The sequence below is a fragment of the Tardiphaga sp. 619_E2_N8_4 genome (assembly GCF_051810905.1).
Classification (GTDB): Bacteria; Pseudomonadota; Alphaproteobacteria; order Rhizobiales; family Xanthobacteraceae; genus Tardiphaga; species Tardiphaga robiniae.
On sequence record NZ_JBPWQJ010000001.1, the window covers coordinates 6,163,586 to 6,183,232 of the forward strand.

Genomic DNA, 19,647 nt, shown 5'->3' on the forward strand with positions numbered 1-19,647 from the left:
GAACGTAACATTATGTTAAAAAAGGCCCCGTGGATTGGGCCTACAGCGATGTGATTTGACCCCGTATGGTCGCCTGCTATCAACAATGATCCGCTCTTGAACCCATTCTGCCGCTATGGACCACCGCATGACCACGCGCCGACAGGTGATGAAGCTCGCCGCCTTTGCTGCCAGTCAGACCGCACTGATGGGCGCGGTGCGTGCTGAGGGCGGTGTCGATCCCGGCGCGGCCGCGTCGGCTGCGCTCCCCTTCGCGCAGCAGACGCCGATGCGTATCGGCGCCGCGGCGCTGCGCGTCCGCGACCTCGGCAGGATGCGGACCTATTACACAGACCTGCTGAAGTTCGACACCATCAGCGCGGACAAAACCGAGGTCGTGCTCGGCGTCGATGGCGCGGCGCTGTTGCATCTGATCCATCGGCCCGATGCGCCGCTGGAAGCGCAGACCACCGCCGGGCTGTTTCACACCGCGTTCCTGATGCCGAGCCGTGCCGACTTCGCGCGCTGGCTGGTCCATGCCGCGCTGGCGCGCACGCCGTTCGATGGCTTTGCCGATCATCACGTCAGCGAAGCCTCCTATCTCACCGATCCCGAGGGCAACGGCATCGAGGTCTATTCGGACCGGCCGCCGTCGGCGTGGACATGGACCGGCGACATGGTCACCATGGGGACCGACCAGCTCGACATCGACAACATCGTGGCGCAGACGGACACGACCCGCGATCAGTATCACACCGCGCCGAAGGCGCTGCGCATCGGTCACATGCATCTGCGCGTCGGCGATGTCGCGCGCGGCCGCTATTTTTATGAGGGGCTGATTGGGATGGAGCCGACGCGGCTTGGCCGGCCGGGTGTCGCATTCCTGTCGTCAGGCCGCTATCACCATCACATCGGCATCAACACCTGGCAGAGCGCCGGCAGCGGTCCGCGCAATGCGCAGGAGACCGGGCTGGCCTGGTTTTCGCTCCGTATTGCCGATGATGCTGTCATAACTGACCGCAAGCGCCGTCTTGCGGCGGCGGGCCTGTCAGGCGAGTCGATCGCAGATGGCATTGCGATCGCCGATCCCTGGGGCACCCAGGTGCGGCTCGTGAAAGCGTAAGGTCGAGAAAGATTTCGGCCGGTCTGCTGTCGCGCGACGGGCCTACACCTCAGCCAATTCGAAATACCGCGGCGCGTCGCGCCAGCCATGGGCTGCAGCATGGAGCGCCTTGGCGCGATAATCCAGTTCGAGATCGCAGAGCATGCCGCGCATTTCTAGATCGCTCTCCTCGCGGGCGAGGCGGTTGCAATCGTCCGCGCGGTCTCTGAAATAATTTTCTGACATAATCATCGGTATCTTTTTCCATCGGCTTCGATGGAACTTCGCCGTCCGGTTTGGCGAAGACGTGGCGGCATGCCATCAAATACATGGCAGTTCCCGCTTTTCGCGTTGCGAAAGATTGCGCAGCAATGTTACGGCGCGCCGTTGGCGCCTGCGGTCACGGCATGCGACACGAGCGCATGGGCATCGGTGATGCCCCCGGCCGCATGGCGCACGATGGTCTCCGCCATCATCGCCTTCGTCGCCGGCGTACGATGCTGCACGGCGATCTGCTGCACAGCTATATCCAGCACCTGGCGCAGCGTGGCCACATAGTTTGCGTCGAACTTCGGTGTCGGGTCGGTTGTCATGCTACACTCCGTCGTCTCGAGCTGCGCGGACCATGCTGGCGCATTGGGGCGTATCTTGGCCCGTGCGATGAAACGTGGATGACGGCTGGTGACATTGTTTTGAAGTGTGGGCGTGAACCTTCACGCGGTGTTGCGCGACATCGCGTCGCGCGCATTGCGCTGCACACCAGAGCGCAAAAAGGGATCGATAAAATCTTTAGCAAGTGTGAAGCCACGATGACGTCGCGTGCACATTCGCGCGATCGATGACCCCTGCCATTTCGCTGAATGAGGGGCTTGATACAGCGCCCTTCCTGCATGCGCCCTATCACTCGCCGGAGCGTCGGTTCGCGGATATGTGTTTTGCACGGGCGCCTTGGAGCAAGGCGTCCGTGCTCCGCTTATGGGCGCGCCGCTTACCTCAGCGAGATGGCGAGGCCCGAGAGATCGGCATTGACCATCAATCCGGTCTGGCGGCCGCTCAATTCCAGCAGCGCGCCTTTCTCGTTGGTGAGCACGATGGCGCTGACGCCGCGGCCGACGGCAGCACCCGCGCCGCCTGCGCCATAGACGCCGGCCACATCGCCCGGGCTGTTGATGCGGCTGACGCGGCCGGACAGATAGGTCTGCGACGCGCCGAAGACGAGGCCCGCGCTCAAGCCGCCGATCGACAGCGGATAGGTCCGCCCGCGAAAGGTCAGCGTGCCCGAACCGCCCGACGCGCCGATGAACCAGCCGCCCTTCAGCACATTGATGCGGATCGTGCCGCTATCGGCGAAAGCCGCGGAGGACAGGCTTGCGCCGATCAGCGCGAGGGCGGCGACGAGGGTGGTGCGGAAAAGCGAGCGCGACATGGGGGTGTCCTCCGAGGGATGATTCGTTGGCGCAAGGCGAGGCCGGCACAATCCAGCAAAATGGTTGCGGGGTCCATGGGCTCGCGGGCGGCGAGGGCGCTGCAATTGACAAATGCAGGCCCCACCAAACACACTCGGCCATGGCCAGGACCGTCCTCTTCCTCTGCACCGGCAACTACTATCGCAGCCGCTATGCGGAAGAACTCTTCAATTACCTGGCGCGCCGTGCCGGTCTGGACTGGGAGGCGACGTCTCACGCCCTGGCCATCGAGCGGGGCAAGGACAATGTCGGCCCGATGGCGCGGCAGACCATCGACGTTCTGACCATCGACGGCATTGCGCCCCTTGGCGCGTCGCGGATGCCGGCACCCTGCACGCATGATGCACTGGAAGCGTCCGATATGGTCGTGGCCGTGAAGGAGGCCGAGCACCGCACCTTGCTGGTGACGCGCTTTCCGGGTTGGGAAGATCGCGTGACCTATTGGCACGTGCATGACATCGACGTGGCGCCTCCCGACGTCGCGCTGGGCGAGCTGAAGGCGCTCGTAGAGGCATTGGTGCAACGGCTTGCGAACGTGCGAGAGGGCAGCTGTGCCGATACTACTTAATTGATGCTTTGAAAGAACCATTTCACCAGCAACATGCCGCTGCCGACCGCCACCACCACGATCCCATAGCCGGTCAGAACATCACCCGGCGTGCCGCCAAACGGCCATACCGCGGCAATGGCGATGCCGACGGTGAGTGTCAGCACGGCGTAGAACAGGCCGCCACGCTCTTCCGGCTTCGATGCCAGCGCCTGCATGATGAATTCCAGAAGGGGACTTGGCTCGGACATCGATGTGGCTCCTCGTCCAATATGTCGGCGCGCGCGAAGATCGGGTTCAGGCGTGCTGCTGCCGTCTGGTGCCCTCTGTCTGAGTGAACCTGGTGCGCAGTTATCCCGACTTATCGCCACCGCCCCACGGCCGCATTGGCTAATCACGAGGCCGCTGCCGTGACACCCCTTGAACAAGTCGATCACCGCATGCGTGTGCTTGCCGCACGCATCCATGCGCCCGAGGAGCTGCTGCCGGGGTATCGGTATGTCGATTCCGGCCGTGCGCTGATCGAGCATGACGGGCACTTCCACTACATGTTCGTCGAACGCGGCGAGCGATACGACATGCGGACCACCGACGATCTAGATGAGCTGATGTACTGGACTTTTGAGACCATCACCTCGGCGATGGCCGGAACCTATGAACTCATGCACCGCAATTCCAACGCCGGCGATATCAGGCGCCTGCGTTTTGCGCATCAGCTCGCATTACTGGGCCGGCTTGATCCTGCATGGGCGGATCGCTGCCGCGCCGGACTCGATGATATCCTGTCGCGTCATCCTTATGTCGACGGGCGTTGATCGGCATGCATCGCTGCGGAAGCAGGCGTGATGTGAGCAATGGGCGGCGCGACAGGCTTCGCTATGTCGGTTGATCCCAAAACAGGCCTATTGTTCTCATTGGCGGTGTCGCGACGGTCACCGGATGTGACGCTCCGCCAGCCACCAGTAAGCGAGCGCGGCAACGCTTCCGCCGCACGCCGCTGCGCCGATCAGCCCCCATTCGGTCGGCAGTGAGGAGCCAACGGAGGCGCCGATGCCGAAGAAGCCGCCACCGGTGATGGCGCCGCCGATCATGCACATCGCGGGCGACATGATCCCGCCCCATCGCGCAAAGAGGATTCCGGGCAGGGCGATGAAAACGGTGGCCTTGAATGAACCCGCCACGCCGAAAACGAGAGTCAGCAGAGCCGTCGGGACGACCGCGCCGAGATGCGCGGCGAGTCCGCCGGTGGGCCGAAGGCTGAGCTGCAGCAGAATTCCCATGGCCAAAGGCGCGATGATAATCGCCGCGATCAGGCCGACGATCATGCGCCCGATGTCGATCAGGCATCGCGAGACGCGGGACATCGGTGGTGCGGGAATGGGAGACGTCGGAGGCATGACGCTTGGAATGTGCCGCTTCCAGACATCAAGCCATGTCAGCGCCGCCCCGTCATATTGCGCTCAATTCTTTCGATACGCGCTTCAACGCCTTCAGGCCTTCTGGATCGGACGGAGCCAGTCGCGCGTGCATCCTGAAGTCAGCCAATGCCTCTTTCAGACTGCGTTTCTTCTCCCACGCCATGCCGCGGTTGTAATAGGCTTTGGTATCTTTCGGATCGAGCCGGATCGCCTGGTTGAAGTCCGCGATGGCCCGGTCGAAATTGCCTTTGGTGCCCCAGGCGTTGCCGCGGTTGACGTAGGCAGCCCCATGTTTCGGATCGAGCTGGATCGCCTGATCGTAGTCCGCGATGGCCCGATCGAGGTCACCCCTGCCGCTCCAGGCGCTGCCGCGGTTGTAGTAGGCGTCAGTATCTTTCGGATCGAGCTGGATCGCCCGGTCGAAGTCCTCGATGGCCCGGTTGAAGTCGCCCTTGGCGCCCCAGGCGCTGCCACGGTTGGCGTAGGCGAGCCCTGATTTCGGATCGAGCTGGATCGCCTGGTTATAGTCCGCGATGGCCCGATCGAATTTTCCGCTGTGGTACCAAGCGTTGCCGCGATTGTTGTAGGCAGACGGATAGGTCGGATCGATCCGCATCGACTCGTTGTAATCCGCCATGGCGTGGGTGAGGTCGCCCTGTGCCCGGTACGCCCCGCCGCGACGCGCATAGACCCGCGCGAGGCTTCGACCCGTGTATTGGTGCGAGTCGATGGTGCGCGTGCACCCCGCGACCGCGAGGTCATCCGACAGCTTTATGCAGGAATCCGACTCGTCTGCGGCGGCCACTCCCGGCAACCCGGCGAGAAGCACCACGCCCATGCATGCGAACAACCGGTATGTTGAGAAGCGCATCTGCATCGCATGTGGTCTCCGCACCTTGTCCGGAGCAGCCGGGATACCCGACCGCCATTCCCCGGACGCTCATTTGTCCCTTGGTCGGGGTCGCAGATCAAATAGTTCATCAGCGATGATTGGATCCTCGGTTTCCGCTTCGGGTCATTGTTCGGGACCGGAAAGAGCAGCAGATCGAACGGCTTCGGTCCAGCAGCGACGAGTTCGGGCGCCTCGCTTGAGCTCGCGCTGATCGGCGTCCAGGCAATCATTTTTGAATGAAAACTGCACGTCCGCGCGTCGATTGCACAAGAAGCCAAGGAAAAGTCAACGGCAATTCAAGGTGCCTACAAGGCTTTCCGGCCCGTCCGCGCGCATTCTGGCAGTGCTTTCAGGAGCAAGGCCACGGATGGCCCGAACAATCGGAGGAAAGTCATGAGGATTATCGTCATGGGCGGTACGGGTCTCATCGGACGCACACGAACCCTTGCTGCGGGTGCACGTCCATGACCAAGCCTCACGATCGTCCGAATGACCCGGCAGCCGCATCAGAGGCGTCCCAGGAAACTCCGTCCCATGCCGAGCGACCTTCTGCCGGTGCGGAGATGTCCCGCGTGCTCGGGACCACACCATTTCATATGGCTTTGGATTCCTCCGGTGCCGGAATCACCCACTGGAAACATGAGCCATTGCACGACGTCGTCGAGCCCATGACCCATCACGTCATCATGGCTTACAACGGTTCGATGCAGCGCATGGAGCGGCGGTCGGGAAGATCGGTTGCGATTGGAACGTTTCGCCCCGGTGTTGTGATCATCATTCCGGAAGGATCAAGCTCCCGATGGGATATTCCAAAACCTGTTGATGTCGTTCAGCTCTATCTTCCGCACAGAATACTCGAGCGCGTTGCCCACGAAGCCGACATCGCCGCTCCTGGCGACCTGCTGGAGCGAACGGCGCATCCCGACCCCATCACATCGCGGTTGCTCATAAGTGCAGCGGACGTCCTCGAGGGCAATGCGGCCCTGGATGCCCTGTTCAGGCAGCAAGTGACGGATCTACTGGCCACGCGCCTGCTGGCTGCGCACACCGGCACGCCAACCACGTTCCAGCAGACCATGGGTGGGCTGGCGCCGAAGACGCTGCTACGTGCCATCGAACGTTTGCGCTCCGACAGCGATACGGACGTCTCTCTTTCCGCCTTGGCCTCGGATGCCGGCCTGTCGCGCTTTCACTTCTGCCGCGCTTTCAAGGAAAGCACCGGGCTTTCGCCACATGCCTGGTTGCGCCAACACCGGCTCGAGCAGGCCATGAACATGCTGCGCGACACCGACGCATCGGTCGTGTCGGTGGCAGCGGCGCTTGGCTATGCCTCGCAGACAGCGTTTGCAGCGGCGTTCAGGAAGCTGACCGGCGAAAGTCCAAGCGATTGGCGCCGACGGACGCGTTAGCCGCAATCTCTCGACAGGTACGTCAATCGCTCTGGGGCAGTTGCAGATCCGATCAGCTAGATCATCACCGTGCCCACGCCAATAACGGACGGAGACAGACAATGGCCTGGAAGACCTTCGTCGACCCACTTGCAATGATACCGCGACGGAGGGTCGTCACGAGCTCTCTGATATATGGACTTTCACTGACCATTCGACTGACGACATCGACGGGCGAAGAGGCCGAGAAGCCAGCGCAGCCCGCGCAAGACAGCACCCCTTCGTTGTCCATCATCGTGAGCGATGACATCCAGGCGTTGAACGACCGGCCGCTGACGTTCGCACAGCCGATCATCTTTCACCGTGACCGGCCGCTGGTTCCGCGAATCTGCCGCGCCGAATGTGAACGTCCCATGCAACTGGCGTCGATGCTGGACTGTACCCCTCCATAGGGGCTCACCTCGTCGTTTCCCGTCTTCGCGTCATCGTTGATCGCAACAAATTTGCCGCAGGTGAGAAGCGGCGGCGGTGACGCGCGTACTGCCGAGCAACTTAAACCCAAGGAGAAAATCACATGCGAATAGTCATCATAGGCGCCGGCTTCGCCGGCATGTACGCCGCATTGTCCGCAGCACGCCTGCGCGACATCAAGGGTGTTTCGCCCGAAGAGCTCGAGATCGCGCTGGTCGCACCCGAGCCGACACTGGTCATTCGCCCGCGGCTCTATGAGCCGAAGCCCGAAACCTTGACGGCGCCTTTGCTGGATGTCCTCAAGGCCGTCGACGTCGTCTATATCAAAGGCAGCGCCGAGACGATCGACACCGCATCCCGCATCGTGCAGGTCGCGACCGCCAACAATAAGCGACAGTCGCTGTCCTACGATCGGCTGGTCGTGGCGACCGGAAGCCGGTTGTTCCGTCCGAATATTCCCGGCCTCGCGGAGCATGGTTTCAGCGTCGACAATCTCGACGATGCGATCGCGCTCGACAAGCATCTGCATGGCCTGGCCGATCGGCCGGCATCGAACGGACGCGACACCATCGTCGTAGCCGGCGGCGGCTTCACAGGAATTGAAGCAGCGACCGAAATCCCGGCGCGGCTTCGCACGATCCTCGGCAAGGATGCCAAGCCGCGCGTCATCATTGTCGAACGAAACAGTGCGATCGCCCCCGACATGGGCGAGGGTCCGCGTCCCATCATCGAGGAGGCGCTGCGCAAGCTCGGTGTGGAGACCCGGCTCGGTGCCGGCGTTGCCTCGCTGGATGCATCCGGGATCACACTGTCCGACGGCGAACGTATCGAAACCGAGACCGTGATCTGGGCGGCAGGCATTCGCGCTGCGCCGCTGACCACGCAGATCCCCGCCGAGCGCGACAATTTCGGCCGGCTGCTGGTCGACCGCGATTTGCGCGTACCCTCTGTGCCTGGCGTCTTTGCCACTGGCGATGCCGCCAGAGCGGCCAGCGACGATGTCGGCAATTACGCGCTGATGTCGTGCCAGCATGCGACGCGGATGGGCGCCTTTGCCGGCAACAATGCCGCCGCCGAATTATTGCGCATGGCGACCAGGCCATATCACCAGAAGGCCTACGTCACCTGTCTCGACCTCGGCGAAGCCGGCGCACTGTTCACGCGCGGCTGGGACCGCAAGGTCGAGATGGTTGGCGACGTTGCCAAGAAGACCAAGCAGGAAATCAACACCGTCTGGATTTATCCGCCGAAGCCCGAGCGTGCTGCCGCTCTCGCCTCGGCCGATCCGGAGCATGTGACCGAAGTCTAGCCACCCCACACAAGAAAGAACCGCGCTCCATGCAGGAGCGCGGCCAGCTCTCACGATCAACCAGGAGGACCCACAGATGACACAGACGATTCAAGCCACTCGGAAAAACACTCAGCAAAATACCCAGCAAAATACTCAGAAGGAGAAACACATGAATCTTGATACGACATCAGCCCCTGCCAAGTCGGGGCGTAACGAACTCGTTCCGTCGCGCTATGCAGTGAAGATCGGCGACATCGACGTGCTGGTGGTCAGCGATGGCGTGTTGCCACTTCCAACCTCCATGTTGGGACATAACGCAGACCCCGCCCTCCGGGCCGCCTGGATGCGCGACATGTTCCTGCCGCCGGACGCTTTCGACTGGCCGCTGAACGTGGTCGTCGTGCAGAGTGGCGAGCAGACCATTCTTGTCGACGCCGGGCTGGGATTGGACCCTGACCTGCATTTGCCGCGGGCCGGACAACTGATCCAGCGATTGGCCGCTGCCGAGATCGATCTTGCATGCGTCACCGATATCGTGCTGACGCACTTGCATATGGATCATATCGGCGGACTTCTCGTCGAAGGGGTGAAGGATCAATTGCGTTCGGATCTGCGGATTCACGTCGCTGCCGCCGAGGTCGAATTCTGGAAAGCGCCTGATTTCTCTCACACCCAAATGCCGCCGGGATTCCCGGACGCGCTGCGGGCGACTGCCAAGCGGTTCATGGCCGAATATGGAAAGCATTTTCGGACATTCACGGACGAGCATGAATTGGCGCCGGGAGTCATCGTGCGTCGGACCGGCGGCCACACGCCCGGACACAGTGTCGTCCGCCTGGCATCCGGCGGTGACGCGCTGACCTTCGCCGGCGACGCCGTATTCACGGTCGGGTTTGACCAACCCGATTGGCACAACGGTTTCGAGCATGACCCCGAAGAAGCAGCGCGCGTGCGGACCCGCCTGTTGCGGGAGCTGGCGGCAACAGGCGAATTGTTGGTCGCGACCCATCTGCCATTCCCGTCCGCCGGTCACGTGGCGATCGATGGCGACGCGTTTCGCTGGGTTCCGATCTCCTGGGACTACTGATCGTTTGCCGGGTTAGGACCGGGGCGCGTTCTCTTCGCTAGTGAGTGCGCGCCCTGGTTTTAGCAGCGTCGATTCAGAAGGACTGTAGAGTCGTGGAGCCAAGCCGCGTCATCTTGGCAAGAAGGAGATTGAAAATGCAGAGTGAAAAGGTCGTGATCGTGACGGGCGGCAGCTCCGGCATAGGGAAGGCGGCGGCGCTGCGCTTCGCAAGGGAAGGCAACAAGGTGTTCGTGACCGGCCGCCGTTCCGGCCCTATCGAAGAAACGATTGCCGAGCATGCGAACATAGCCGGCACGGTGGCGGATGCAGCCTCCGCCGAAGATGCCAAGCGCACAATTGCCAAGACGGTCGATCTTTGGGGCAGGGTTGATGCCTTGGTCAACAACGCGGGCGCAGGCGCCATCCTTCCGCTGGCAGACGCGACAGCCGATCGGATCAGGGACATTTTCTCCGTCAATGTGCTCGGCCCAAGTCTCCTCGCCTCTGCTGCTCTTCCTCACCTAAGGGCAACACGGGGGACGATCGTTAATGTCTCGAGCACTTTCGGTCACAAGCCGGTGGCTGGACTGTCTCATTACGCCGCCAGCAAGGCGGCTTTGGAGCATTTGACCCGCTGCTGGGCGCTGGAGCTTGCACCGCTCGGCATACGCGTGAACGCCGTGGCGGCAGGACCTACGGAATCAGGCGCGCTGACCGGCATGATGGGGCTCTCCCTGGAACAGGCTGCGGCAATCAAGGAACAGGAGCGGGCGCGCATACCGCTCGGGCGGCGCGGCGTTCCTGACGACCTGGCAGAATGGATCGTGAGGCTTTCGAGTCCCGCTTCGGAATGGATGACGGGCCAGGTTGTCGCTATCGATGGCGGCCTGGGACTGGCTTAGTTGCGGTTGACGTTGCGGATAAACGTGAGCCAGTCGCAAAGCACCACGCTGCTAGCTAGTGTTTTCGAATGATGCATCGATCAGAAGAAAGGCGGTCCGCAATTGCGCAGACCGCCTCCTTTATTCATGGCTTGAACGTGAAGTCCGGCCCGAGCGCGACGTCCGCCGGAATAGGTGGCAGATCGGCGAATAGTTCGGGATGCTTTTTCATGACGTTCAGCATCGGCTTGGCGTCGATGTTCTTGTTGACGTCGAATGTCGCCTTCAGCACGCCCAGCCGCTGAAGCCGGTCCTGCGCGCTCCAGAGTGCCTTGTAGCTATTTGCCGAAAGACGTCGGTCAAGTTGCTGGACATTGAATTCCATCGCGGCTTCGGCGATCTCTGGCTTCAGGCCGGGAATCCAGCGGGTGCCGATCTGCGCGGCGGCCTTGGGATTTTTGCGCATCCACTGGTCGGCCTGTGAGGTCGCGGCCAGGAATTTCTCCGTCGATTCCGGATTTTTCTCGACCCAGGACCGAAGCGAGACGACATAGCCGAGATAGGCGATGACATCGCCGCCGCGGATCACTTCGAAGGCACCGGGGACGTCCTTCTGCGCGATGATCGGCCACGGATCCCAGCCGGAAAACGCATCGATGCCCTTGGCGAGCAGCGCGACCGTCATATCCGGCGGCGGCGTGTTGACCAGCTGGACGTCGTCGGGCTTGAGCCCGGCCTTTTCCAGCAGTGCCAGGATATAGAGATGGTTGATCGTGCCGAAGGAGGTCGCGATCTTCTTGCCCTTGAGGCTCTTGAGGTCACCCTTGACGATGCCAGATCCCTCACGGGCGATGATCGCCATGGTCGCATCCGAACCGGACTTGGTGGCGCTGCCGCTGTAATTGCCGAGTGCCACGAGATCCATGCCGCGCAGCACGGCGCCGATCATCGGAACGCCGACCTGCAGGATCTCGGTCTCGCCGGCCTGCAGCGCGTTCAGCGCATCAACGCCGGTCGCATAGGGGCGTGCGATGGTGACATCGAGACCCTGCTTCTCGAAGTAACCGCGCTCCAGTGCCACCGGGATCGCCAGCATGTCGATGGCGCTGACCATGCCGACATTCAGTTTGGTCAATGTCTGCGATTGTGCCGGCACGCAAGCCAGCATCACGGCAGTTAAGGCCCATAATATGCGTTTCAAAATCAGTCCTCCTCCTTGATTGGCCCCACGCTCGTGACCCAGTAAGGCCGGGCAACCGCGTTGAGGTCCGTTCGTTTCACACCCCTTAGTCCGATGGAATGATCGTCGGCTCCGGCGATCCGCCCATACTTCTGAAACGCCAGAACGTGAAAACGCTCCGGCGTAAACGGCATATCGATCTGGATATTGACCTTGTCGGACGCGCCGGCGAGCTCCTTGGAAATCTTGCCCGGCGCCTCGATGCTCAGCCAGCCCTGAAACGCGGCCCACACGGCGATGACAGCGAGCACCACACGCCCGCGGGTCGAACGAATGACATCTCGCGCAATACTCATGCGGCCCGCACCATTTGCAGCACCTGCGCCGATAGACGCTTGAACGTTTCATCTTCGATCAGGTGATCCCAGACGCGCGGACGCGGAAGATCGACCTTGATCTGATCGAGCACGCGGCCCTTGGACAGCACGACGACGCGGTTGGCGAGGAACACGGCCTCCGCCACATCGTGTGTGATGAAAATGACGGTCGGCTTGCGCTCCTGCCAGATCCGCGTCAGCTCTTCCTGCAGTGTCATGCGGGTCTGCGCATCGACGCTGGCGAACGGCTCGTCCATCAGCAGCACGGCCGGATTGTTGGCCAATGCGCGGACGACGCCGACGCGCTGCTGCATGCCGCCGGACAGTTCATTCGGGTAGCGATCCGCGGCATGCGAGAGGCCGGCGAGCGCGAGATATTCCCGCGCAGTGCGGTCGCGCTCGTCCTTTGGCACGCCCCGCATCTTCGGGCCGAAGCCGACATTCTCCAGCACCGTCTTCCACGGGAAGAGGGCGAACGACTGGAAAACGACGCCGCGATCCGGACCCGGTCCCTTGACGAGATTGCCGTCGATCAGGATTTCACCACCCGTATAGGGGATGAAGCCCGCGATCATGTTCAGGATTGTCGTCTTTCCGCAGCCGGAGGGACCGACGACGGAGACGAATTCGCCCTGCTCGACGTCGAGCGAGACGTCGTGGACGGCGGTGACCTGCGATCCCGCATAGGGATCGAAATAGGTCTTGCGAAGATTTTTCAGCGACAGTGTTTTCATGACGTAACCAATCCCCACCGCTGGCCCGTTGCGCGCTCGATCGGCGCAAGGATCCAGGCATCGACGATGTACCAAAGAGTGCCGAGAACGATCATGCCGAGCAGGATCTCGACCGTTGAGCCGGCACGACGTGCATCGAACATCATGAATCCGATGCCGCTGGTGCCGACGATGATCTCCACCGCGATCAGCGCGCGCCAGCCATAGCCGAGGCCATTGCGCAGGCCGGTAATAATATTCGGCAAAGCACCGGGCAGCGTCACTTCCCACAATACCCGCATCGGCGACGCGCCGAGGCTCTGCGCCGCACGGGCAAGATCGCGATGTACCGACTGCACGCCGAGCACGGTGCTCAGCACGATCGGGAACAGCACGGTGTAAACGATGACAAAGGTCATGGTGGTGAGGCCGAAGCCGAACCAGATCAGCAGTATCGGCAGCCACGCAATATCGCCGATGGCTTGAAAGAACAGCAGCACCGGCCAGCAGATGCGATGTGCGAGGCGGCTGGAGCCGATCAGGATGCCGAGCGGAATGCCCAGCGCGACGCCGATGGATGCACCGAACAGCAGCCGGATCAGGCTGTCCTGCAGATAGTCCGGCAGAATTCCCTTGTAGGTGAGGGAGATGAACGACCGCATCACATCCACCGGCGCCGGGAAGAAGGCGCGCGGAAACATGCCTGAATTGGCGACGATGCTCCAGATCGCCACCACGGGAATAAACGGCACGATGGTCGCGATAATTGGCCACCGATGCGTCGCGCGCACGTAACCGCTCCAGAATTTCAGTGCAATGTTCATGTGCGCCTCACCAGTCCCCATCGCTCGATCGTCGCGCGTTCCAGCGGAACGAGCAGCAACCGGTCGATGAATAGCCACAACACGCCGATGACGATCATGCCGAGCACGATCACTTCGGTGCGATAGAAGTCACGGGCGACGAACAGCATGTAGCCAAGCCCGACATTGGTCGCGATCATCTCCGCCGCGATCAGGCCGCGCCACGCGAAGCCGAGCCCGGTGCGCACGCCTGTCACGATATTGGGTAGCGCACCCGGCAGCAGCACTTCGGTGAGCAAGGCCCATCGTCCGGCACCGAGCGAGGCGGCGGCATTGCGGATCGTCATCGGAATGGTGGAGACACCGAGCAGCGTGTTGTAGGCGACCACAAAGAAGACGGCGTTGAAGATCACGAAGATGATGGCGCCGAAGCCGTAGCCGAACCACAACGTTGCGATCGGTATCCAGGCGATGCCGGCAAGCACCGAGAAGAAGCGAAACAGCGGCGTCAGGAACGCCGAGACCGCAGGGCTCACGCCCATGGCGACGCCAAGCGGAACAGCGACGAGTACGCCGAGAAACGTGCCCAGTCCGACACGCAGCATGCTCGCGCCGATATGGCGGATGAGTGAGCCATCGCCGATCGCCGCAACCGCTGCTTCGGTCACCGAGCCGACCGACGGAAAAATCCGCGGATTGACGTTGAACAGCGGGACCACGATCGCCCAGATGGCGACGAGCACCAGCAAGGGCGCCACGAACAAGGCTGCGCCCACCAGCGAGTTCATGCCGCGCCAGGCGACGCGGGACCGCACTTTTTGACCGGGCGCAACGAGCACGCGACCTCCCTTTGACCAGCGTTCTGGCCGCTTTGTTTTTATCTGCGAGGCTCTCGGCTACGCAGTTTAGTACTCAAATCTCGTCTGCGAACGGCGGCACTTCGCCGCCGCCTGATCACGTCACGGCATATCCGCCGTCGATGACGAGGATCGTCCCCGTCACAAAAGAAGCCGTCGGCGAGCACAGATAGAGCACGCCGCCCAGAAGGTCCGACGGCTTGCCCCAACGGCCCAACGGCGTGCGCCCCAGAATGACCAGACTGCGTTCCGGGCTGGCCTGCAGATCGGTCGTCAACGGCGTCGCGATCCAGCCCGGCGCGATCGCGTTGACGCGAATGCCGTCATTCGCATAGGCGATCGCCAGCGATTTCGTCAGTTGTGCAATACCGCCCTTGCTGGCGGCATAACCGGGAACGAGACCGCCGCCGAAGAACGACAGCATGGATGCCAGATTGACGATCGCGCCCTTGGAGCGTGCCAGCAGCGGCCGCGCGGCGGCGCACATCCGCATGGTGCCGTTGAGATTGATATCGACGACCGACTGGAAAACCGCGGGGTCGAGTTCTTCGCTGCGACGAATAACGCCGGCGCAATTGACGATCACATCGAGCTCGCCGAGCGAGCCGACAAGGGACTTGATCGCGCTGTCGTCGCGGACGTCGAGCTGATGCGCCTGAGCCTCGCGCAGCACCGAATCCGAACGCGCCCGCTCGATCTCCGCAGCATTCACGCCAGTCGCGATGACCTCCGCGCCGGCCTCAACGAAGCCGCGCGCGAGGCCCGCGCCGATCCCTGACGTTCCGCCCGTCACCAGCACGCGTTTTCCCGCGTACCAGATCGACGCCCATGCGGCCGACGGAATCTCCTCGATCATGTTGGCACCGTTTGTCATCAGCGCACGAACTGGTCGACATAGTCACGGCCAAGGCCGACGGACTCGTAGTGGGCGCGGCACATGTCGATCTTGGTGAAGACGTCCTCATAGCCGACGTGCTTGTTGTTCTCATCGAGATACAGCATCGATCCCTGGATGTTGAAGAAGGTTATCATCTCGGGAACGTCCTCTGGGACGACCAGCGTGTGGATCTCACCCGGAGGCTCGAACACGTATGAGCCCTCCGTCGCCACCCACTGGTGTTCGCGGTAGAACCATTTGCCACGCAACACGAAGCCGTGCACCGGATTGGGATGCAGATGCCGCGATAGCACGCCGGCCCGTCGCACGCGCAGCAGATTACACCACTGCCCCTGTCGTGTGTTCAGCATCAGCGGACGAAACCAGACATCCGGCGCCTGCGGCACCCAGACGCGCTCGTCCTCGGGAATAGCGACGACGGCGATTTCCGGTGATGCAAGAACGTGCGTCGATCCGATCATGTCACGATACATGGGGCTTCCTCTTTCTTTTTTTCGCCGTCGCGGTTGAGACCCGCGTTATGCCTTCAGGCGGCGCAGTCGCGCGACGCTTCGAGAGCTTGAATTGCGTGTAGCCGAGCACCTGCTCCATGGCGGTCTTGGCCTTCTTTGCATCGCCGGCGGCGATCGCGCGCGCGGCGGCCGCGTGGTTTGGCAGATTGTCTTCGAACCAGCCGGGGCTGCCGACCGCGACAAGAAACACCGCGCTCAGAATGGTATCGATGGCGCCGCGAAAACCCTGCAACACGGGGTTATGCGTCGCATCTAGAATGGCGAGGTGGAATGCCTTGTCCGCCTTGATGGCGCTTTCCTGATCGTGCGAGGTTTCCATGCCGACGAGTGCGGCCTCGATGCGCAACCTGTCCTGCTTGGTGCTCCGCGTTGCCGCGAGCGCGGCTGCTGCCGGCTCGATGATCAGTCGGACTTCCTGAATCGCCATCAGAAGATCGCGGTCAGGTTCGCCGCCGCCGACCAGCCATCCCAGCACATCGCGATCGAGCAGGCTCCAGTCGCGGCGCGGCAAGACGTGCGTACCGTAACGTGGACGCACGCTGACCATTCCTTTCGCAGCAAGGGTCTTGATCGCTTCCCGGATGACGCCGCGCCCGACACCGAAGCGCGCCTCCAATTCCGGCTCGGGGGGGAGGGTTGCGCCAATCGGGATAATATCCTGCGCGATTTCGCAGCCGAGCGTGGTCAGGACCGAATTGATACGGCCTGGCTTGCTTCCCCGCTCCAACGATTTCGTAGGACTTCGTGCCACGAGTGTTCTTTCCCCGCTTGTTTCCTCTGTGGCCTATCTCACGTTTTTGGAATGAATGCAATCATCCGATGTTTAACATCGGATGATTGATTTGCGGTGCACAATGCTTTGTTTGATCGCAATTCGAGTTTGAAATTCGTGGCAAAGCGGTGGCGATAGATGGCCGGCCCATGTCAGCGCGCGGCCGGTTGTTTTTTCCGGGAACGAGATTGGCTGTTCCACCGTTTTCAGAGACACCGGGCCGGTTCTGTTCCAGCAGCACCGGTTCTCCTTGGCTCGGGTAAATCAGGAGAGAGCAAATGATGTCCGAAACTCAAGTCCACACCATCGCCCGGCAGATGCTTGATCGGCACGGCGCCGTGTCCATCGCTCATGCCGCTCAGAATGCACTGACATGCGAGCAAAAAGGTCAGCTGGAAGAAGCCAACGAGTGGCGCCACGTGAAGGATGCCATGAAGATCATGCAAGGCCCGCATCAGAGCTGAGGTTGCGATGCCGCCTTCCGAATGCGCGCAGTGCCGTCCGTAGTGTCGTGGCGGGAATGGCGCCTTGATGTCCTGCGATGCGGCGAACTCCCTCCGATGTCAGAGTGAAGAATCATGAATCACGAAGACTTGGAACTGATTTGAACTAGATCAGACAATTGATACTTGATGAATTGTCCAGCTGACCTGAGCGCCAACCTTGCGTCTGTAAGACCGCCATTCCACAGAGGCCACGCATGGATCATATCGGGCCATACCTCCAATGTCGTCGCGACGTTGGCTATTGCGGCAGCCTCCGCGAAACGCGTCGAGTCTGCGAGCAAAGTTTCGGCTGACCCGACCTGAATGAGTGTTGGTGGAAATCCGATGAGGTTCGAGAACAGCGGAGACAGAAACGGGCTCCTGCGGTCGAGCGATGCCGGAGCAAAGGCGTCAGCCAGTTCCTCAAGGTAGCCACGGTGGATGATCGGATCGATCTGATCCTTGCTTTGTAGCGTCGTCCCGGACATTGAAAGATCGGTCCAGGGCGAAATAAGCCAAGCGCATGCCGGCGACTCTTCATTGGCTCCGCGCAAAGCGTTGATGAGGGTAATTGTTAGATTGCCGCCAGCGCTGTCACCGCCAACTACGATATTGCTGGCGTCTATGCCCTGCTGGCGCAGATATCGCCAAGCGCTCATCGCGTCGTCGTGAGCGGCAGGAAACGGGTTTTCCGGCGCGAGCCGATAGTCAATCGCCAGGGTGCTTATGCCAGCAGCCCGCCCCGCCTCTGTCACGAGGCGTCGATGACTGAGGATTGATCCCGAACAAAAACCGCCGCCATGAAAATACAGAAGCACGCGCGTCGTATCTGCCCCCGGTGAGAAGGACCATTCCCCCGCGACATTTCCGCAATCGACAGTCCGCAGCTCGACATCGTCGGCCACCGGCCAGATCGACCCGACTTCGTCAAGTCGCTGCCGGCGCTGATCCCACCCGACCGGGCGGGGCTTTGACAACAGTACCGCGCGAATATTCGCAATCCCACTTTCGGCCAAGGATACTTTCCCCCGAAAATTCGTGAAAATTGAGCGGCAATTTCAAAACTTCGCAGAAGCAAGTCTAGAGGGAACGCGGGGATTGCGCCAGCAGCGGACAATTCCGCATAATTCTGAATCTGACATCGCGTGGCGCTCGGCGCCCACTTGTAATTCGCCAGTCGTGCTTAACTAGAGCGAGGGCTGTTCTTCACAAAGTGGAGGATGCTGCAATGCGTGAACCAAATCCTGAAAAGCTGAACGCACTCGTAGGAAAGCTGGTCAACGACCTCGGCATTTCACTTGGCGGTGCCAGTATACTGCTCGGCGATCGTCTCGGCCTCTACAAGGCAATGGCGAATGGAGATATCTTCACGCCGTCGGCGCTTGCCAAGAAGACCGGCCTGCATGAGCGTTATGTCCGCGAGTGGCTCTCCGGCCAAGCCGCCTCTGGTTACATCGATTATCACCCTGAAAAGAACGCGTTCTCGCTCTCGGCCGAACAAGCGATGGCATTCGCCGAGGAAGGGTCGCCAGCTTTCTTCGCCGGTGCATTCGATGTCGTGCAGTCCACCTATCTCGACGAACCCAAGGTCGCCGAAGCATTTCGAACAGGGAAGGGCGTTGGCTGGCATGAGCATTCGAAGTGCCTTTTCTCGGGCACCGAACGCTTCTTCAGGCCGGGCTATAACGCCAATCTGGTCTCAAACTGGATTCCGACGCTCGAAGGCGTCGAAGCCAAATTGAAAGCTGGCGCCAAGGTGGCCGATGTCGGATGCGGCCACGGCGCCTCTACCATCGTGATGGCGCAGGCGTACCCCAAATCCAGGTTCTTCGGGTTTGATTACCACAAACCTTCGATCGATCGCGCGAAGGTCCTGGCCCAGGAAGCGGGGGTCGGAGACCGAATTGAATTCGCGCAGGCCAGTGCCAAGGATTTTCCGGCAAAAGACTACGATCTCGTCGCTTTCTTCGATTGCCTGCATGACATGGGCGACCCCGTTGGTGCGGGCAAGCATGTCAAGGAAACACTGGCCAAAGACGGGTCGTGGATGATCGTCGAGCCGTTCGCTCATGACAATCTCAAGGATAATCTCAACCCGATCGGGTCCATTTTCTATCACGCCTCGACATTCATTTGTACACCTGCGTCGCTCTCTCAGGAGGTGGGCTTGGGGCTCGGTGCCCAGGCAGGTGAAAGCAAATTGCGTCAGGTCGCGACTGAGGCAGGATTCAAGCGCTTCCGCCGCGCGACTGAGACGCCCTTCAATATGATCTTCGAAGTGCGCGCTTAATCTCTCAGATCAACCGTGCGGAGCGACCCGGATGCCGCGGGAAATGCGGCTTCTAGGGGCTGCGTCGCTCTGGATTGATGTCACCTGTCGACAGGAGCGCTGCAGATTCGAAAAGGAGCCGCTGCAAAAATCTCTCGAAAGTGTAGTTCAGAGTAAGTTGACCGCCACAAAGGTCTTGTCTCGCTCGTGGCAAGCGGCCGACATCGTCCGTTACCGATTGTCGGTTTGGCACCAGAAGCGGACGTGAGCTATCTTAATG

At 61.3% G+C, this 19,647-nt stretch carries 26 protein-coding genes; 10 read left to right on the forward strand and 16 right to left on the reverse strand.

The genetic code is table 11. The features are described from left to right. Positions 1-127 precede the first annotated feature (127 nt). The gene (locus AB8A23_RS29275; RefSeq protein WP_439057408.1) at positions 128-1,102 is read left to right on the forward strand and encodes a VOC family protein; all 975 of its coding nucleotides are present in this window, start codon (positions 128-130) and stop codon (positions 1,100-1,102) included. Between the two features lie 42 nt (positions 1,103-1,144). On the opposite strand, the gene AB8A23_RS29280 is transcribed toward AB8A23_RS29275, so the two are convergent. From AB8A23_RS29280 to AB8A23_RS29290, 3 genes are all read right to left on the reverse strand, one after another. After that, complete coding sequence (locus AB8A23_RS29280) at positions 1,145-1,333, reverse strand: hypothetical protein (protein WP_439057409.1); 189 nt, start codon at positions 1,331-1,333, stop codon at positions 1,145-1,147. A 122-nt stretch (positions 1,334-1,455) separates the two neighbouring features. Next, positions 1,456-1,674 (reverse strand): hypothetical protein, encoded by a 219-nt coding sequence (locus tag AB8A23_RS29285; RefSeq protein ID WP_068731389.1) that lies wholly within the window; start codon positions 1,672-1,674, stop codon positions 1,456-1,458. A gap of 395 nt (positions 1,675-2,069) precedes the next feature. Next, positions 2,070-2,507: a hypothetical protein gene (locus AB8A23_RS29290; RefSeq protein WP_068731288.1), complete on the reverse strand. Its 438-nt coding sequence runs from the start codon at positions 2,505-2,507 to the stop codon at positions 2,070-2,072. A 140-nt stretch (positions 2,508-2,647) separates the two neighbouring features. On the opposite strand from AB8A23_RS29290, the gene AB8A23_RS29295 reads away from it, so the two are divergent. Further along, positions 2,648-3,115 carry a low molecular weight phosphatase family protein gene (locus AB8A23_RS29295; RefSeq protein ID WP_439057410.1) on the forward strand — a complete coding sequence of 156 codons (468 nt, stop codon included), beginning with the start codon at positions 2,648-2,650 and terminating at the stop codon, positions 3,113-3,115. Here AB8A23_RS29295 and AB8A23_RS29300 read toward each other — a convergent pair. After that, a complete protein-coding gene (locus AB8A23_RS29300; protein ID WP_439057411.1) occupies positions 3,112-3,345 on the reverse strand; it encodes a hypothetical protein in 234 nt (77 codons plus the stop codon). The two genes, AB8A23_RS29295 and AB8A23_RS29300, sit on opposite strands and share 4 nt — an antisense overlap. Positions 3,346-3,504: 159 nt before the next feature. Here AB8A23_RS29300 and AB8A23_RS29305 point away from each other — a divergent pair, with 159 nt between their 5' ends. Further along, positions 3,505-3,909 (forward strand): Imm63 family immunity protein, encoded by a 405-nt coding sequence (locus AB8A23_RS29305; RefSeq protein ID WP_439057412.1) that lies wholly within the window; start codon positions 3,505-3,507, stop codon positions 3,907-3,909. Positions 3,910-4,026: 117 nt separating this feature from the next. Here the strand turns inward: AB8A23_RS29305 and AB8A23_RS29310 are convergent, their stop codons facing one another. After that, positions 4,027-4,458, reverse strand: a complete 432-nt coding sequence (locus AB8A23_RS29310) for a hypothetical protein (protein ID WP_439057413.1) — start codon at positions 4,456-4,458, stop codon at positions 4,027-4,029. A gap of 85 nt (positions 4,459-4,543) precedes the next feature. Then, positions 4,544-5,389, reverse strand: coding sequence for a tetratricopeptide repeat protein (locus AB8A23_RS29315; RefSeq protein ID WP_439057414.1), 846 nt, complete (start codon positions 5,387-5,389; stop codon positions 4,544-4,546). A gap of 479 nt (positions 5,390-5,868) precedes the next feature. Here AB8A23_RS29315 and AB8A23_RS29320 point away from each other — a divergent pair, with 479 nt between their 5' ends. The 5 genes from AB8A23_RS29320 to AB8A23_RS29340 all read left to right on the forward strand — a co-directional run bounded on the left by AB8A23_RS29320 (position 5,869) and on the right by AB8A23_RS29340 (position 10,522). Then, positions 5,869-6,813 carry a helix-turn-helix domain-containing protein gene (locus AB8A23_RS29320; protein WP_439060435.1) on the forward strand — a complete coding sequence of 315 codons (945 nt, stop codon included), beginning with the start codon at positions 5,869-5,871 and terminating at the stop codon, positions 6,811-6,813. Between the two features lie 101 nt (positions 6,814-6,914). Next, a complete protein-coding gene (locus AB8A23_RS29325; RefSeq protein WP_139285859.1) occupies positions 6,915-7,244 on the forward strand; it encodes a hypothetical protein in 330 nt (109 codons plus the stop codon). 122 nt (positions 7,245-7,366) lie between these two features. After that, positions 7,367-8,572, forward strand: a complete 1,206-nt coding sequence (locus tag AB8A23_RS29330; protein WP_439057415.1) for an NAD(P)/FAD-dependent oxidoreductase — start codon at positions 7,367-7,369, stop codon at positions 8,570-8,572. A gap of 151 nt (positions 8,573-8,723) precedes the next feature. Then, complete coding sequence (locus AB8A23_RS29335) at positions 8,724-9,641, forward strand: MBL fold metallo-hydrolase (RefSeq protein ID WP_439060436.1); 918 nt, start codon at positions 8,724-8,726, stop codon at positions 9,639-9,641. A 134-nt stretch (positions 9,642-9,775) separates the two neighbouring features. Continuing rightward, the gene (locus AB8A23_RS29340) at positions 9,776-10,522 is read left to right on the forward strand and encodes an SDR family NAD(P)-dependent oxidoreductase (RefSeq protein WP_439057416.1); all 747 of its coding nucleotides are present in this window, start codon (positions 9,776-9,778) and stop codon (positions 10,520-10,522) included. Between the two features lie 124 nt (positions 10,523-10,646). Here the strand turns inward: AB8A23_RS29340 and AB8A23_RS29345 are convergent, their stop codons facing one another. The 9 genes from AB8A23_RS29345 to AB8A23_RS29385 form a co-directional block, all read right to left on the reverse strand. Next, positions 10,647-11,702, reverse strand: a complete 1,056-nt coding sequence (locus AB8A23_RS29345; protein WP_093759258.1) for an ABC transporter substrate-binding protein — start codon at positions 11,700-11,702, stop codon at positions 10,647-10,649. Positions 11,703-11,704: 2 nt separating this feature from the next. After that, entirely contained in the window at positions 11,705-12,037 is a 333-nt protein-coding gene (locus AB8A23_RS29350; protein ID WP_092138836.1) for a hypothetical protein, read from the reverse strand. Then, a complete protein-coding gene (locus AB8A23_RS29355; protein WP_068731304.1) occupies positions 12,034-12,792 on the reverse strand; it encodes an ABC transporter ATP-binding protein in 759 nt (252 codons plus the stop codon). The genes AB8A23_RS29350 and AB8A23_RS29355 overlap by 4 nt, the downstream gene beginning before the upstream one ends. Further along, the gene (locus AB8A23_RS29360) at positions 12,789-13,595 is read right to left on the reverse strand and encodes an ABC transporter permease (RefSeq protein ID WP_120288669.1); all 807 of its coding nucleotides are present in this window, start codon (positions 13,593-13,595) and stop codon (positions 12,789-12,791) included. Before AB8A23_RS29360 ends, AB8A23_RS29355 begins: the two co-directional genes overlap by 4 nt. Next, positions 13,592-14,413, reverse strand: a complete 822-nt coding sequence (locus AB8A23_RS29365; protein WP_439057417.1) for an ABC transporter permease — start codon at positions 14,411-14,413, stop codon at positions 13,592-13,594. Before AB8A23_RS29365 ends, AB8A23_RS29360 begins: the two co-directional genes overlap by 4 nt. A 115-nt stretch (positions 14,414-14,528) precedes the next feature. Beyond that, positions 14,529-15,305 (reverse strand): SDR family NAD(P)-dependent oxidoreductase, encoded by a 777-nt coding sequence (locus AB8A23_RS29370; RefSeq protein WP_439057418.1) that lies wholly within the window; start codon positions 15,303-15,305, stop codon positions 14,529-14,531. Next, positions 15,305-15,802 carry a 2,4'-dihydroxyacetophenone dioxygenase family protein gene (locus AB8A23_RS29375; protein WP_439057419.1) on the reverse strand — a complete coding sequence of 166 codons (498 nt, stop codon included), beginning with the start codon at positions 15,800-15,802 and terminating at the stop codon, positions 15,305-15,307. Before AB8A23_RS29375 ends, AB8A23_RS29370 begins: the two co-directional genes overlap by 1 nt. Further along, positions 15,792-16,592, reverse strand: coding sequence for a FadR/GntR family transcriptional regulator (locus AB8A23_RS29380; RefSeq protein WP_439057420.1), 801 nt, complete (start codon positions 16,590-16,592; stop codon positions 15,792-15,794). The genes AB8A23_RS29375 and AB8A23_RS29380 overlap by 11 nt, the downstream gene beginning before the upstream one ends. 61 nt (positions 16,593-16,653) lie before the next feature. Continuing rightward, positions 16,654-16,854: a hypothetical protein gene (locus AB8A23_RS29385; RefSeq protein ID WP_439057421.1), complete on the reverse strand. Its 201-nt coding sequence runs from the start codon at positions 16,852-16,854 to the stop codon at positions 16,654-16,656. A gap of 37 nt (positions 16,855-16,891) precedes the next feature. Between AB8A23_RS29385 and AB8A23_RS29390 the strand changes: the two genes are divergently transcribed. After that, positions 16,892-17,077 carry a hypothetical protein gene (locus AB8A23_RS29390; protein ID WP_439057422.1) on the forward strand — a complete coding sequence of 62 codons (186 nt, stop codon included), beginning with the start codon at positions 16,892-16,894 and terminating at the stop codon, positions 17,075-17,077. Positions 17,078-17,196: 119 nt separating this feature from the next. On the opposite strand, the gene AB8A23_RS29395 is transcribed toward AB8A23_RS29390, so the two are convergent. After that, positions 17,197-18,114: an alpha/beta hydrolase gene (locus AB8A23_RS29395; protein ID WP_439057423.1), complete on the reverse strand. Its 918-nt coding sequence runs from the start codon at positions 18,112-18,114 to the stop codon at positions 17,197-17,199. 212 nt (positions 18,115-18,326) lie between these two features. On the opposite strand from AB8A23_RS29395, the gene AB8A23_RS29400 reads away from it, so the two are divergent. Beyond that, the gene (locus tag AB8A23_RS29400) at positions 18,327-19,388 is read left to right on the forward strand and encodes a class I SAM-dependent methyltransferase (RefSeq protein WP_439060437.1); all 1,062 of its coding nucleotides are present in this window, start codon (positions 18,327-18,329) and stop codon (positions 19,386-19,388) included. Positions 19,389-19,647 lie beyond the last annotated feature (259 nt).

Excerpts from the sequence above, each read along its gene's own strand:
- AB8A23_RS29400 (WP_439060437.1), top strand. The coding sequence starts at position 18,327 with ATGCGTGAACCAAATCCTGAAAAGCTGAACGCACTCGTAGGAAAGCTG.
- AB8A23_RS29320 (WP_439060435.1), top strand. The coding sequence starts at position 5,869 with ATGACCAAGCCTCACGATCGTCCGAATGACCCGGCAGCCGCATCAGAG.
- AB8A23_RS29330 (WP_439057415.1), top strand. The coding sequence starts at position 7,367 with ATGCGAATAGTCATCATAGGCGCCGGCTTCGCCGGCATGTACGCCGCA.
- AB8A23_RS29335 (WP_439060436.1), top strand. The coding sequence starts at position 8,724 with ATGAATCTTGATACGACATCAGCCCCTGCCAAGTCGGGGCGTAACGAA.
- AB8A23_RS29325 (WP_139285859.1), top strand. The coding sequence starts at position 6,915 with ATGGCCTGGAAGACCTTCGTCGACCCACTTGCAATGATACCGCGACGG.
- AB8A23_RS29275 (WP_439057408.1), top strand. The coding sequence starts at position 128 with ATGACCACGCGCCGACAGGTGATGAAGCTCGCCGCCTTTGCTGCCAGT.
- AB8A23_RS29340 (WP_439057416.1), top strand. The coding sequence starts at position 9,776 with ATGCAGAGTGAAAAGGTCGTGATCGTGACGGGCGGCAGCTCCGGCATA.
- AB8A23_RS29375 (WP_439057419.1), bottom strand. The coding sequence starts at position 15,802 with ATGTATCGTGACATGATCGGATCGACGCACGTTCTTGCATCACCGGAA.
- AB8A23_RS29285 (WP_068731389.1), bottom strand. The coding sequence starts at position 1,674 with ATGACAACCGACCCGACACCGAAGTTCGACGCAAACTATGTGGCCACG.
- AB8A23_RS29290 (WP_068731288.1), bottom strand. The coding sequence starts at position 2,507 with ATGTCGCGCTCGCTTTTCCGCACCACCCTCGTCGCCGCCCTCGCGCTG.
- AB8A23_RS29295 (WP_439057410.1), top strand. The coding sequence starts at position 2,648 with ATGGCCAGGACCGTCCTCTTCCTCTGCACCGGCAACTACTATCGCAGC.
- AB8A23_RS29315 (WP_439057414.1), bottom strand. The coding sequence starts at position 5,389 with ATGCAGATGCGCTTCTCAACATACCGGTTGTTCGCATGCATGGGCGTG.
- AB8A23_RS29350 (WP_092138836.1), bottom strand. The coding sequence starts at position 12,037 with ATGAGTATTGCGCGAGATGTCATTCGTTCGACCCGCGGGCGTGTGGTG.
- AB8A23_RS29370 (WP_439057418.1), bottom strand. The coding sequence starts at position 15,305 with ATGACAAACGGTGCCAACATGATCGAGGAGATTCCGTCGGCCGCATGG.
- AB8A23_RS29280 (WP_439057409.1), bottom strand. The coding sequence starts at position 1,333 with ATGATTATGTCAGAAAATTATTTCAGAGACCGCGCGGACGATTGCAAC.
- AB8A23_RS29360 (WP_120288669.1), bottom strand. The coding sequence starts at position 13,595 with ATGAACATTGCACTGAAATTCTGGAGCGGTTACGTGCGCGCGACGCAT.
- AB8A23_RS29390 (WP_439057422.1), top strand. The coding sequence starts at position 16,892 with ATGATGTCCGAAACTCAAGTCCACACCATCGCCCGGCAGATGCTTGAT.
- AB8A23_RS29310 (WP_439057413.1), bottom strand. The coding sequence starts at position 4,458 with ATGTCCCGCGTCTCGCGATGCCTGATCGACATCGGGCGCATGATCGTC.
- AB8A23_RS29300 (WP_439057411.1), bottom strand. The coding sequence starts at position 3,345 with ATGTCCGAGCCAAGTCCCCTTCTGGAATTCATCATGCAGGCGCTGGCA.
- AB8A23_RS29355 (WP_068731304.1), bottom strand. The coding sequence starts at position 12,792 with ATGAAAACACTGTCGCTGAAAAATCTTCGCAAGACCTATTTCGATCCC.